Here is a 10,731-nt window from a genome sequence, read left to right on the forward strand (position 1 = left end):
GGGATGCTGTCCTGGTTGCTGGGCACCGGCTTCGTGCTGCTCGCGCTCGCCGCCATCGCCGTCGATGTGCACGCGCGCCGCACGGCCCGCCCGACGGCCGGGGACCTGCTGGCGATCGCGGTGGCCACCAAGGCGGGCCGGCTGCTGATGGTCGCCCTCTGGCTGTGGGTCGGCTGGCACTTCCTGGCTCGGTGAACGGGGGCTACTTCGGGTACATCGTCAGGGCGGGGTCGAGCGCGATCTCCTTCAGCTGCTCGCGGGTGAGCGGCATCTGCGTCGTGTCGGGCGGTCCGGGGTACTTGCTCGACGTGGCCTTGTCCGACACCTCGGCGAGGACGAACGTCTGGTCGGCCCGCAGCACGTCCACCCGATACGACGCGGACTGCTGTCCCCTGCCCAGCTCCGTCGTCATCACCACGTCGCCGTTCGGGGTGGTCTCCGTGTCGCACGAATCCTGGTCGGGGTTCTCGGTCGAACTGTCGCACTCCAGGTAGTTCTCGGAGCCGGCCCGGGCGATCAGGAAGAAGACGTTGCCGACGCCGTTCGGCGACCGCACACTCGCGCGCGAGATGTACTCGTCCTCGCCGCCGACGCACGTGTCCGGGGTTTCCCGCAGCTCGGAGTACCAGTGGTAGGTCTCGAGCGGCCCGAGCCGTTGTCCGGCCCGGTTCTTCGCGTCAGGGTTCGCCTCCAGGGTCGCGCCCTCGGGCAGCCTCTCCGAAACGGAGTCGGTCAGCACGGCGGTCAGCCGGTTCTCGGTCACCGCGGGCTTCTCCGGCTGCGGCGGTGCCGTCGGGGTCATGCCCGCGCATATCGACTCGCTGGTGGGCGTCGTCGTGGTGCTGCTCGGCGGCTTCGCCGGGACGAAGCCGTCCGCGTCGCCGTCGGACTGCGCCACCACGGCCACGCCGAACAGCACCACCGCGACGACGGCGACCGCCGCCAGCGCCGGGCTCGCCACCCGGCGAACGCGGACCGCGCGGCGCCCGCGCGCGATCACGGTGTCGACGTCCACACTGGACGGTGGCGCCTCCCCGATCGCCTCGTCGAACAGTTGCTTGTTCATGTCCCTGTCTCCGTTGCTAATCACGGGCGGCCGCCTCTGCCTGTGACCGGAGCGTGTCGAGCCCCCGCGCGGTCTGGCTCTTCACGGTTCCGGTCGAGCAGCCGAGGATCTCGGCGGTCTCCTCCACCGAGAGGTCGCAGTAGAGGCGCAGCACGACCGCGGCGCGCCGCCGCGGTGGGAGGCCGGCCAGCAGGTCGAGCAGCTGATCCCGGTCGACGACCCGAAACTCGGCGACGGATGTCTCGAGCTCGGGTAACCGCTCGGTGGGTTCCTCGCGACGCCGCCAAGGTCGGCGCTTCTCGTCCAGCCACACGCGCAGCAGGATCCGCCGCACGTAGGCGTCGACGCCGGGACTCGGCGCCACCCGCGACCAGTGCCGGTAGAGCTTCCCGATGGTGATCGACACGAGGTCGTCGGCCAGGTGCCAGTCCCGGCACAGCAGGTACGCCACCCGCCGCATGACATCCATCCGGCTGGTCACGTACTCGCGGTACGCCGCCTCCTCGGACCCCTTCACCCCGGACCTCCCTGTGCTCGCCCCTTCAAGATGACCAACGCACCGGCACCGCACCCGGGTTGCTCGCCGCGCTGATCCACTGCCCAGCGACTGGGCGAGCGCCGACCAACTCCACGATCAGACCCCCGAACCGAGAGCACCGCTCTCGAACAGAGCAGCGATCTCCAAGAGAGGGCGATCTCCAAGAGAGCAGTGCTCTCGTCGATAGCGGGTGGAGTCGGCCAGCAGCTCGGTGGTCACAGCTCGGTGTCACTGAAACCGACGTTCGCGAGCCCGTAAGGTTGCGAGAGCAGCGCTTCACCGACCAGCACGCGCACCCGCGCGAGAGCACCGCTCACACCCCAGACACGCCGCTTCCGAGAGAGCACCGCTCACCCACCGGCACGCGAACCCGCGCGAGAGCCCTGCTCACCCCACCAGACACGCAACTCCCGAGAGAGCGCCGCTCACCCACCAGCACGCCGCTCGCGCGTACCGCCCGTTCGCGAGAGCAGCGCTCACCCACGAGCAAACTGCTTGCGAGAGCAGTGCTCGCTTTCGAGGGCGACGGTGGCGAGGGAGCTGATTCAGTCCAGCCGGAAGCCGAAGGGCAGCTCGAGCCGGTGGGCGGCCAGCAGGTCCGCGTCCGCGAGCAACTCTCGCGTCGGCCCGTCCGCGACGATCAGGCCATCGTCGATCAGGACGCTGCGCGGGCACAGCTGCAGGGCGTACGGCAAGTCGTGAGTGACCATCAGCATCGTCCGGTCGAGACCGAGCAGGACCTCCGCCAGCTCGCGACGAGCGACCGGCTCCAGGTTCGCCGACGGCTCGTCCAGAACCAGGATCTCCGGGTCACAGGCCAGCACCGTCGCGAGCGCCACCCGTCGGCGCTGCCCGCCGGACAGGTGCATGGGCGAGCGGTCCAGATGCGCAACCATGCCGACGGCATCCAGCGCCGAGCGCACGCGAACGGAGAGCGCCGCACCGGACAGGCCGAAGTTCGCCGGGCCGAACGCCACGTCCTCGCCGACCGTCGGCATGAACAGCTGGTCGTCGGGATCCTGGAACACGATCCCCACCCGCCGCCGCACCTCGCGCAGCGTGGACTTCGACACCTGCAGGCCCGCCACCGAGATCCGTCCCGCACCACCGGACAGCACACCGTTCAGATGCAGCACGAGCGTGGTCTTGCCGGCACCGTTCGGGCCGAGCACGGCCACCCGCTCCCCCGGCTCCACCCGCAGGTCGATCCCGTACAGCGCCTGGTGCCCGGACGGGTACGCATACGCCAGCCGCTCGACGAGCAGCGCCGGCGGCCGAAGATCGGTCACCGGCGCATCGAGGGCCGGGTCGCTCGTCACGGCAGCCATACTGCCGTGCCCAACACGGAAGCCGTCAGCAGCACCGGCACCAGTCCAACGACCCACGAGCCAGGCGCGGCAACCCCGCCGGCATCGGGCATCGTGCCGGTCCAGCCTCGGGACACCATCGCCAGGTGCACCCGCTCCCCCCGCTCGTAGCTGCGCACGAACAGCGCGCCGATCCCCCGCGCCGTCGCGCCGACCTGCCACAGGAACCGCGGGTCGTGGCCGCGCGAGATGCGGGCCGTACGCATCCGCCGGGCCTCCGCGACGATCACCTCGAGGTAGCGCAGCATCAGGGTCGCGATCGTCGTCAGCGCCGCCGGCACGCGCAGCCGCTGCAGGCCGACGATCAGCTCGCGCGGGGTCGTCGTCGCCGCCAGCGTCAGCGACGCCAGCACGCCGATCGTGCCCTTCGCGAGGATGTTCCAACCCGCGAGCGCACCCGGCTCGGACAGGCTCAGCCCGAGGAGCTCGAACCGCGGCCCGCCACCCAGGAACGGCATCACCAACGCGATCACCACGAACGGCACCTCGATCACCGCCCGGCGCACGAAGTGCCCGACCGGCACCCGGGCCACCGCCCAGATGCCCAACAGCAGCAACAGATACAGCCCGAACGCCCAGAACTCCGTGCGAGGCGTCGCCACCACGCAGATCACGCCGAGCAGCGCGGCGACGATCTTCACCTGTGCCGGCAGCCGGTGCACCGCCGAGGTGCCCTGCCGGTGCAGCACATGCGTGGCGCTCATGACCGAGAGCGGGAACGGGAACGGGGCCGCAGCAACCAGAACAGCCCGCCGGCCACGACGAACGTGGCCAGCACCCCGAGCACGCCGGCGAGGCCGGTGAACCCCGAGTCACCGCCCACCGCGTAGTCGGCCAGCGGGCTGTCGGCCATGCCGTGCTCGCCCGCGTTGCGCGCGATGCAGTCGCCGCGCAGTTCCTCACCGGCATCCGTCTCGACCACCTCGCACCCCTCGATCGTGGCGGAGTCCAGGCCGTCCGGGTTGGAGTCGGCGAAGTACGACAGCGCGCCCGCGATCACCAGCGCCACCAGGGCGAACCCGGCGAAGAACAACCACAGCCGCTTCACGACGCGCTCCTCTCGGGCGCGGCGACCGGTGAGTCGCGCAGCTCCAGCGGCCTCGCCGTGCCACGCAGCAGATACACCAGGTCCGGCCGGGAGGCGGCCACCGCGGTCACGGTCAGCGCCGTGATCACGCCCTCACCGATCCCGATCAGGGCGTGCAGGCCGAGCATCGTCCCGGTGACCGCGCCGAGCGAGAACGCCGGGTCGCCGCCGATCGCGAACTCCAGCACGAAGCCCAACGACGCGACGACGGTGTTGACGAACGCCGCCAGGAAGGCGACCGCCGCGAGCCCGTACCGACCGCGGGTGGCGAACCGGCGCAGCGCGACCGCGACCGCGAACCCGGCGAGCAAGCCGATGAACGCCATGTTCGTGATGTTCGCGCCGAGCGCGGTCAGCCCGCCGTCGGCGAACACCAGTGCCTGCACCACGAGCACGATGCTCACGCACAGCGCGCCGACCCACGGTCCGGCGAGGATCGCGGCGAGCGCGCCACCGAGCAGATGGCCGCTCACACCGGGCAGAATCGGGAAGTTGATCATCTGAGTGGCGAACACGAACGCCGCGACGAGGCCTGCCATCGGCGCCGTCCGGTCGTCGAGGTCGCGCCGGGCGCCGACGAGTGCTGCCGCCACGCCGAGCACCGCCACACCGCCGAAGATCATCGAGGTGGGAGCGTCGATGAGGCCATCGCTCATGTGCATGGCTACTGGGGAGGACACGAGTTTCACAGTATGAGCTTCGTAGCCCTATCGCCAGAGGTTTGCAACAAAGTGGAATTTGCGACGAAGCCTACGATCGGTGACGTGAGCACGGCGGCCCCCGCGTTGAGCTACGCCGAGCGCCGGCCGAGCGAGCCGGTGCGCGGACTGCTGACCAGGAACTACCTCGGCTTCACCCAACCGGCCACGGAGGGTGAGCGCTGGCTCGCCACGCCGACCCCGACCGTCACCGTGATCGTCAACACCGGCGCCGCGTTCGGCGGGCTGCCCGGCGCGTTCGCCACCGGCCTGTCCGACACCCCCGACGTCGTCGAGCAGTTCGGCGCGATCGAATGCGTCGACCTCAAGCTGACCCCGCTCGGCGCGTACACACTGCTGGGCGTGCCCATGGACGAGCTGGCGGGCCAGGTCGTCGAGCTTGCCGCGGTGCTCGGCCCGGACGGCGACCGGCTGACCGAGCGGCTCGCGAACACGCCCGGCTGGGCCGACCGGTTCGCCGTGCTCGACACGTTCCTCGCCGACCGCGCCGGCCGCGGCCCGGCGCCGGCGAACGAGGTGGCGTGGGCGTGGCGACGGCTGGTCGAAACCGGCGGGGCCGAGCCGATCGGCGCGCTGGCCCACGAGATCGGCTGGAGCCGCCGGCACCTGGTGACCCGGTTCCGCCAGCAGGTCGGCCTGCCACCGAAGACCGTCGCGCGGATCATCCGGTTCGAGGGCCTGCTGCGCCGCGTCGGGCGAGCGGGCCAGGCGGAGTGGTCGCGGATCGCCGCCGAGTGCGGGTACTACGACCAGGCGCACATGAACCGGGACTTCCGCGAGTTCGCCGGCACCACGCCGACCGATTACCTCGGCCGGCTCCCGCAGCGGCTCGCGCAGGAGGTCACATCCGTCCAATACGCCTGGGTGCCGGCGGATTAGCGTCTTGCACATGATCATTCCAGCGATGCGCTACGAGGACCCGGACGCCGCCGTGGCCTGGCTCGCCGAGGCGTTCGGCTTCACCGAGCACAACATCCACCGCGACGACGCGGGCAAGGTCACCCACGCCGAGCTGCGCGCCGGCAGCGACGAGGCCAGCGACATGATCATGGTCAGCGGCCCACGCGAGGCCGGCTGGCTCGGCGGGGCCGCCGCCGACCCGCTCGCCTCGCCGATCTGCATCTACCTCGTGGTCGACGACCCGCAGGCGCACTTCGAGCGCGCGAAGGCGGCCGGCGCCACGATCGTCATGGATCTCCAGCACATGGACTACGGCTCGCACGAGTACGCCGCACGCGATCCCGAGGGCAACCTGTGGTCGTTCGGGACCTACCGGCCCTGACGGATCACCGGCCCCGATCGGTCACTGACTCCGCACGACCCGGCCGATCAGCGCGGCGGCCGTCACCGACGTCTGGTCGTCGACCCGCCACGCCGGCCAGATCGGCCGCCGGTAGGAGACCTCGACGACCAGCGACTGGTAGCGCGCCGACACCACCGCCACGTCCGCCGAGCCGTCCGCCTTCGCGGCCCTGTGGTCGAGGCAGGCCTCGTCCGCGCCCGACACCTCGATCGCCTTGTGGCGCGAACCCTGGCAGGGCAAGCTGATCCTCATCGTCGACCGCGCGGCCTCCTCGTCCTGGGCCGCGGTCGCCTTCACGGACAGCGCCGCCGGTTCCGCCCGCGGGTCGGCGGGGTCGGACTCGGCGAGGGCCCAGTCGCACGCCGACTCCGTGGCGTCGACCACCACCTCCGGCCCGCGCCCGGCCTTCGTCGGCTTGCCGGGCACGAGCCCGGCGAGCTGTCCCGGGGTGAGCAGCTCGCAGCCGGGCGGCAGCGACAGGGTCGTCACCTGCTGCTCGGGCTCCTGGGCGATGTCGATGGTCGGGGTGTTCTCGGCCGGGTCGTCGGGCAGCCCGAGGACGAGGCCGACCGCCACGCCGGCGGCGATCACGCAGACGATCGCGACCACGACCAGCGCGGTCCGCCGCCGCGACCGCGGCGGGTCGTCGATGTCGTCGGTGTCGTCCGGGTGGCCGGTCTGTCGTAGGTCGCTCATGCCCTCAAAGGAACGCGTTCAGGCCGGTCAACGACCGGCCGATCAGCAGCTTCTGCACCTGGCTCGTGCCTTCGTACAGTGTCATGACCCGGGCATCACGCAAGATCTTCGCCACGGGGTACTCGTCGAGGTAACCGTAGCCCCCGTACACCTGGATGGCGAGGTTTGCCGCCTCGACGGCGTTCTCGCTCGCGTACAGCTTCGCCATCGACGCCTCCGTGCGGAACGGCTGCCCTCGGTCCACCAGGTCCGCGACCCGCCAGACCAGCAGCCGCGCGGCGTCCGTGCCGACGGCCATGTCGGCCAGCATCTGCTGCACCAGCTGGAAACCCGCGATCGGCTTGCCGAACTGGTGGCGCTCCCCCGCGTACTTGGTCGACGCCTCCAGCGCGGCCCGAGCGAGCCCGACGCAGCCGGCGGCGACCGACATCCGGCCCTTGTCCAGCGCCGCCATCGCGATCTTGAAGCCCTGACCCTCCTCGCCCAGCCGCGCGGTGTCCGGGACGCGAACCGAGTCGAGGATCAGCTCCCCGGTGGACTGCCCGCGCAGGCCGAGCTTGCCCTTGATCTCCCGGTGCTCGAACCCGGTCGAGGCCGTCGGCACGAGGAACGCGGTGACCCCGCGCGGGCCCGGCTCGCCGGTGCGGGCGAACACCAGGGCGAGGTCGGCCCAGGTCCCGTTGGTGATGAACATCTTCGAGCCGGACAGCACCCAGTCCGACCCGTCGCGCACCGCCTTGGTCGACAGGTTGCCGGCGTCGGACCCGGTGTCCGGCTCGGTGAGTCCGAAGCAGGACAGCGACTCCCCCGAGCACAGCCGCGGCAGCCACTCCCGCTTCTGCTCGTCGGTGCCGAACGACAGGATCGTCTTGCCGACGAGCCCGAGCGACACGGACACGATTCCGCGGATGGCCGAGTCGCCGCGCCCGATCTCCTCCATCATCAGGCAGTAGGCGAGGTGGTCGCCGGCCGAGCCGCCGTACTCCTCGGGCACGGTCATGCCGAGGAACCCGATCTCGCCGAGCTTGCCCACGATCGACCGGTCGACCTGCTCGGCCCGGTCCCAGTCGCGCACGTGGGGGACGACCTCACGGTCGACGAAGTCGCGCGCGAGGTCACGCAGCGCCGCCTGCTCTTCGCTGAGGGACAGATCCATGCCGGCGACCTTACCTAAGCGGCCGCTTAGGTAACAGCCGCTCCGTGGATGGCGACCCATTGCTGCAGCGAGTACTCGGTCATCGTGATGAGCGTCTGCTTCACCGACTCCCGGTCCCGAGCGTCGCACGGCACGATCGGTATCCGCTCGTCGATCGCCAGCGCGTCGCGGACCTCGTCGATGCCGTGGGTCTGCTTGCCGTCGAAGCAGTTCAGCCCGATCACGTAGGGCAGCCCGCGGTCCTCGAAGAAGTCGATCGGCGAGAACGAGTCGGCGAGGCGGCGGGTGTCGGTCAGCACGACCGCGCCGATCGCGCCGCGCACCAGGTCGTCCCACATGAACCAGAACCGCTCCTGGCCGGGTGTGCCGAACAGGTACAGCACCAGGTCCTGCTCGAGGGAGACCCGGCCGAAGTCCATCGCGACCGTGGTGGTCCGTTTCCGCGGGGTCGCCTCGAGGTCGTCGATGCCCATGCTCGCCTCGGTCATGACCGCCTCGGTGGTCAGCGGCATGATCTCGGAGACCGACCCGACGAACGTCGTCTTGCCCGCGCCGAAGCCGCCGCCGACGACGATCTTGACCGATGTCATCGAGGTGGTCGCGGTCTCGTCAGAGGCCTCAAAGCCGACGGAGTCCACTCAAAACCCTTTCCATCAACATCAGGTGTGCCTTGTTGGCACCACCGGTAGCCGTCTTGTGCACGATGACCAACCCGAGGTTGGCCATGTCCCCCAGCAGCACCTTGGCCACGCCGAGCGGCACGCCCAGCAGCGTCGCGACCTCGGCGACCGATCGGGGCTCGGTGCACAGCACCGCGACGGAGCGGTGCTCGGTCTGGGTGAGGGCATCGATGTCCTCACCCAGCTCGCTGGTCGTGACCAGGGCCTCGATCCGCAAGTCCATAGTGGACTTCGTGCGGCCGCGGGTCCACGCGTACGGGCGCACGATGGCCGCGTCCGCCGCGTCCGCGAGGTCCGCCTCCAGCGCGTCCAGTTCCGGCCGCGAGGCCCGCCGAGGCTGCGGGCTCGGCCGGGGCCGCGGCCAGGCCGGCCAGTCGATCCGTCGCACGACCTCCGCGCTCGGAATCGGCCCGGTCGCCGGCTCGCCGTAGTCCTCAGTGGACTTCCTGCGCCGGTTGCGCTTGCCGCCGGTGAGCTCGTTGACCAGGTCGGCGAAGGACTGTTCAGGCTCGTCCGGCGGCTCGGCGCCGTCCTCGTCGGGCGGCTCGTCAGGTCCGAAGAAGCCGGTCACGCCGGCTGCCCAACCATCCTCCCGCCGGCGCCCTGCAGCTGGGCGCGAAGCTCAGGGGTGAGGATCTGGCCGACGCGGTCGACCAGCAGCGTTATCTCGTACGCCACCTGGCCGATGTCACAGACCGGCGCGGCGAGCACGGCGAGGCAGGATCCGTCGCTGATCGCCATCAGCAGCATGATCCCGCCCTGCATCTCGACGATCGTCTCCTTGACGTTGCCAGCCTCGAAACACCGTGCGGCGCCCTGGGTGAGGCTGACGAGCCCGGAGGCGACGGCGGCCAGTTGGTCGGCTCGGTCGACCGGCAGCCTGGCCGACGAGGTGAGCAGTAGACCGTCGGCCGACACGACCACGGCATGCGCTACTCCGGGGACACGCTCGGCGAAGTCGTTGACCAACCACCCGAACTGACTCGGTTGGGTGTGCGGGCTCATTCACTCTCCTGTTGCTTGTTCTCGGGGTAACCGTTCGGTGTTCCTCGCTCGGCGAGACTGCGCCGTCCGCGGGACAGCCCCTTCTGGAAGCTGCCGAGCCGGCCGCGCAGCTCCTCGGCGCGGTCCATCCGCAGGGGGCCGGTCTGCGTGGCGCCGGCCTGGGCGCCGGCGGGCTTCACGCTGCCCGGCACCAGGTTCTGCCCGGCGGTGCGCCGGGGAAGGCCACCGGAGGTGAAGTCCACCGGGGTTGACGTGGACACGGCGTTGGCCGCACGCCACCCCACGTCGGCGGCGAACCGCCATCCGGCACCGGACAGGTCCAGGCGGGCCGGGTCGTCTTGGGCTGCGCCGGACTGGGCTGCGCCGGGCTGTGGCAGCGGAGTGCCGTTGGCCTGAACCACCGGCATGGGACCGGATCGGCTCTCCTGCGCGGAACCCGGCTGGGTCGCCGGACCTTTGCCCGACGGGGGCACCAACCCGGAGCCGAACTGGCTCGCCGCGGCGGAACCGTTCTGGTTCACCGGCGCGCTGCCGGTCTGGTTCGCCGGCTGGAATGCGGGAGCGGTGCCCGGCTGGAGCTCCGGCCGGGAGCCGAACTGGTTCGCTGTGCCGAAACCCTGCCCGGTCTCGTCGGCGGACTGATCAACCGGCGCGGGACCTGGCTGACTACCCGGTCCGTCGCCCGGCTGGGGCGCCGGCCGGTTTGGCCGCGCGGAGCCCGGCTGGGCCGCCTGCCCGGCGCCCGACTGCGGCGCCGATCCGGTGTCCTGCTTGCCCGCCGGTCCGAAACTCGGCTGGGTCGCCTGCTCGGCGCCCGACTGTGGTGCCGGGCCGAAGCTGGGTTGGGCGGCCGGACCAGGGCCCGACTGCGATGCCGAGCCGGAGTCGAGACCGACCGCCGGACCGGAGCCCGACTGCGGCGCCCGGCCGGAGTCGAGGTCGACCGCCGGACCGGAGCCCGATGCCCGGCCGGAGTCGAGGCCGACCGCCGGGCCGGAGCCCGGCCGCGATGCCCGGCCAGAGTCGAGGCCGACCGCCGGGCCGGAGGCCGGCTGTGGTGCCGGGCCGGAGGCCGGCTGTGGTGCCGAGCCGGAGCCCGGCTGCGTTGCCGAGC

14 protein-coding genes and 1 pseudogene are annotated in these 10,731 nt (G+C 71.3%); 3 read left to right on the forward strand and 12 right to left on the reverse strand.

Annotated features, from left to right (window positions below):
* The first annotated feature begins 3 nt into the window (after positions 1-3).
* Positions 4-195, forward strand: a complete 192-nt coding sequence (locus tag ACRDSK_RS04870; protein WP_431438691.1) for a DUF6186 family protein — start codon at positions 4-6, stop codon at positions 193-195.
* Between the two features lie 7 nt (positions 196-202).
* Here the strand turns inward: ACRDSK_RS04870 and ACRDSK_RS04875 are convergent, their stop codons facing one another.
* The 6 genes from ACRDSK_RS04875 to ACRDSK_RS04900 form a co-directional block, all read right to left on the reverse strand.
* Entirely contained in the window at positions 203-1,066 is an 864-nt protein-coding gene (locus tag ACRDSK_RS04875; RefSeq protein ID WP_431438692.1) for a hypothetical protein, read from the reverse strand.
* A gap of 16 nt (positions 1,067-1,082) precedes the next feature.
* Positions 1,083-1,583, reverse strand: coding sequence for a SigE family RNA polymerase sigma factor (locus ACRDSK_RS04880; protein WP_431438693.1), 501 nt, complete (start codon positions 1,581-1,583; stop codon positions 1,083-1,085).
* Between the two features lie 566 nt (positions 1,584-2,149).
* Positions 2,150-2,893, reverse strand: a complete 744-nt coding sequence (locus tag ACRDSK_RS04885) for an energy-coupling factor ABC transporter ATP-binding protein (RefSeq protein WP_431438705.1) — start codon at positions 2,891-2,893, stop codon at positions 2,150-2,152.
* A gap of 26 nt (positions 2,894-2,919) precedes the next feature.
* Entirely contained in the window at positions 2,920-3,675 is a 756-nt protein-coding gene (gene cbiQ, locus ACRDSK_RS04890; protein WP_431438694.1) for a cobalt ECF transporter T component CbiQ, read from the reverse strand.
* Positions 3,672-4,019: a PDGLE domain-containing protein gene (locus tag ACRDSK_RS04895; protein ID WP_431438695.1), complete on the reverse strand. Its 348-nt coding sequence runs from the start codon at positions 4,017-4,019 to the stop codon at positions 3,672-3,674. Before ACRDSK_RS04895 ends, cbiQ begins: the two co-directional genes overlap by 4 nt.
* Positions 4,016-4,714, reverse strand: a complete 699-nt coding sequence (locus ACRDSK_RS04900; RefSeq protein ID WP_431438696.1) for an energy-coupling factor ABC transporter permease — start codon at positions 4,712-4,714, stop codon at positions 4,016-4,018. The genes ACRDSK_RS04895 and ACRDSK_RS04900 overlap by 4 nt, the downstream gene beginning before the upstream one ends.
* Positions 4,715-4,822: 108 nt before the next feature.
* Here ACRDSK_RS04900 and ACRDSK_RS04905 point away from each other — a divergent pair, with 108 nt between their 5' ends.
* Together ACRDSK_RS04905 and ACRDSK_RS04910 are read left to right on the forward strand one after the other, a co-directional pair.
* A complete protein-coding gene (locus ACRDSK_RS04905; protein ID WP_431438697.1) occupies positions 4,823-5,656 on the forward strand; it encodes a helix-turn-helix domain-containing protein in 834 nt (277 codons plus the stop codon).
* 10 nt (positions 5,657-5,666) lie between these two features.
* Positions 5,667-6,059 (forward strand): VOC family protein, encoded by a 393-nt coding sequence (locus tag ACRDSK_RS04910; protein WP_431438698.1) that lies wholly within the window; start codon positions 5,667-5,669, stop codon positions 6,057-6,059.
* Between the two features lie 21 nt (positions 6,060-6,080).
* Here the strand turns inward: ACRDSK_RS04910 and ACRDSK_RS04915 are convergent, their stop codons facing one another.
* From ACRDSK_RS04915 to ACRDSK_RS04940, 6 genes and pseudogenes are all read right to left on the reverse strand, one after another.
* The gene (locus ACRDSK_RS04915; RefSeq protein ID WP_431438699.1) at positions 6,081-6,776 is read right to left on the reverse strand and encodes a hypothetical protein; all 696 of its coding nucleotides are present in this window, start codon (positions 6,774-6,776) and stop codon (positions 6,081-6,083) included.
* Positions 6,777-6,780: 4 nt separating this feature from the next.
* Positions 6,781-7,932, reverse strand: coding sequence for an acyl-CoA dehydrogenase family protein (locus tag ACRDSK_RS04920; protein ID WP_431438700.1), 1,152 nt, complete (start codon positions 7,930-7,932; stop codon positions 6,781-6,783).
* 26 nt (positions 7,933-7,958) lie between these two features.
* Positions 7,959-8,570 carry a GTP-binding protein gene (locus ACRDSK_RS04925; RefSeq protein ID WP_431438701.1) on the reverse strand — a complete coding sequence of 204 codons (612 nt, stop codon included), beginning with the start codon at positions 8,568-8,570 and terminating at the stop codon, positions 7,959-7,961.
* Complete coding sequence (locus ACRDSK_RS04930) at positions 8,551-9,183, reverse strand: DUF742 domain-containing protein (protein WP_431438702.1); 633 nt, start codon at positions 9,181-9,183, stop codon at positions 8,551-8,553. Before ACRDSK_RS04930 ends, ACRDSK_RS04925 begins: the two co-directional genes overlap by 20 nt.
* Complete coding sequence (locus tag ACRDSK_RS04935) at positions 9,180-9,617, reverse strand: roadblock/LC7 domain-containing protein (protein WP_431438703.1); 438 nt, start codon at positions 9,615-9,617, stop codon at positions 9,180-9,182. Before ACRDSK_RS04935 ends, ACRDSK_RS04930 begins: the two co-directional genes overlap by 4 nt.
* Positions 9,614-10,731: pseudogene (locus ACRDSK_RS04940) on the reverse strand (hypothetical protein); the annotation flags it as partial. The gene ACRDSK_RS04935 and the pseudogene ACRDSK_RS04940, both read right to left, overlap by 4 nt.

The organism is Actinophytocola sp. (assembly GCF_050699915.1).
Classification (GTDB): Bacteria; Actinomycetota; Actinomycetes; order Mycobacteriales; family Pseudonocardiaceae; genus Actinophytocola.

What these genes read in the sequence shown, in the direction of transcription:
- ACRDSK_RS04870 (WP_431438691.1), top strand. Translation starts at nt 4, where the DNA reads ATGCTGTCCTGGTTGCTGGGCACCGGCTTCGTGCTGCTCGCGCTCGCC.
- ACRDSK_RS04875 (WP_431438692.1), bottom strand. Translation starts at nt 1,066, where the DNA reads ATGAACAAGCAACTGTTCGACGAGGCGATCGGGGAGGCGCCACCGTCC.
- cbiQ (WP_431438694.1), bottom strand. Translation starts at nt 3,675, where the DNA reads ATGAGCGCCACGCATGTGCTGCACCGGCAGGGCACCTCGGCGGTGCAC.
- ACRDSK_RS04900 (WP_431438696.1), bottom strand. Translation starts at nt 4,714, where the DNA reads ATGAGCGATGGCCTCATCGACGCTCCCACCTCGATGATCTTCGGCGGT.
- ACRDSK_RS04910 (WP_431438698.1), top strand. Translation starts at nt 5,667, where the DNA reads ATGATCATTCCAGCGATGCGCTACGAGGACCCGGACGCCGCCGTGGCC.
- ACRDSK_RS04915 (WP_431438699.1), bottom strand. Translation starts at nt 6,776, where the DNA reads ATGAGCGACCTACGACAGACCGGCCACCCGGACGACACCGACGACATC.
- ACRDSK_RS04920 (WP_431438700.1), bottom strand. Translation starts at nt 7,932, where the DNA reads ATGGATCTGTCCCTCAGCGAAGAGCAGGCGGCGCTGCGTGACCTCGCG.
- ACRDSK_RS04935 (WP_431438703.1), bottom strand. Translation starts at nt 9,617, where the DNA reads ATGAGCCCGCACACCCAACCGAGTCAGTTCGGGTGGTTGGTCAACGAC.